General features: G+C 45.5%; 1 protein-coding gene. It reads left to right on the plus strand.

Features of this window, described 5'->3' with window-relative positions; translation table 11 throughout:
* Window positions 1-445: 445 nt before the first annotated feature.
* Window positions 446-796, plus strand: coding sequence for a cupin domain-containing protein (locus M3200_RS04535; RefSeq protein ID WP_022382357.1), 351 nt, complete (start codon window positions 446-448; stop codon window positions 794-796).
* Window positions 797-883: the final 87 nt, after the last annotated feature.

Raw genomic sequence — 883 nt, forward strand, 5'->3', positions numbered from 1 at the left:
GCCGGAGTGCCTGCGGCAGCTGTCGTTTCCTGTGCCTTGGCCGGCTGTGCAGCTGTAGCTGCAGCCGCTGCCGGTGCTGCATCCGCTGCAAAAGCGGACATAGAGCCGGCGCCTGTCATGACCAGGGCGCAGAGTAAAGCGGTCAGTTTGCTGTGTTTCATATATTTCCTCTTTTCTGAATAAAGATGATTCATACTCTGGATTCATTTGCTTGATTTATAGATACTAACACTGTTATTTTACATCAAATCAGCCTCGTTGTCACCCGTTCTGCGTTTTATACCGTTTATCACCCCTCACAAATTTTTTATCCTTGCAAAATGTTCTGTAGTATAGTAAAATTCGTTTGGTTCTAAGTTTTAGCGTTGACTAATCCTCAACATATAGTATAATGAAGATAAAGATAGAACAAATTCTATCTTTGATCACACTAAAGGAGGACCACATGGAGGAAAAGCAATTTATTCGCCATTTACCCAGAGCATCCGTGCTCACTTTGAAGGATCAGATCTCCTATCAGGAAGGTCAGATCGCAAGCAAGACGCTGGCGCAAAACAAAAACGTCAGCCTAACCCTCTTTGCCTTTGATAAAGACGAAGAGATCAGCTCTCATCAGTCCACGGGCGATGCTATGATCCAGGTACTGGAAGGAAAAGCTCGCATCATGGTCGGCAAGGAATTCTTCGAGGTTTCCGAAGGAGAATCCATACTGATGCCTCATGACGTAGACCATGCAGTCTATGCGCTGGAACCGATGAAAATGTGTTTGACCGTTGTATTCCCTTATGAAAGATGAAGGGATTTAACGGACCGGAACTCCGTCCCCCCGGCGGCTCCGGGTTAAAAAGAGAGGCTTATAGGACATTTCGTGTTGTTTTTATAG

Source organism: Dialister sp. CAG:357 (assembly GCF_000435155.1).
GTDB classification, from domain to species: domain Bacteria; phylum Bacillota; class Negativicutes; order Veillonellales; family Dialisteraceae; genus Dialister; species Dialister hominis.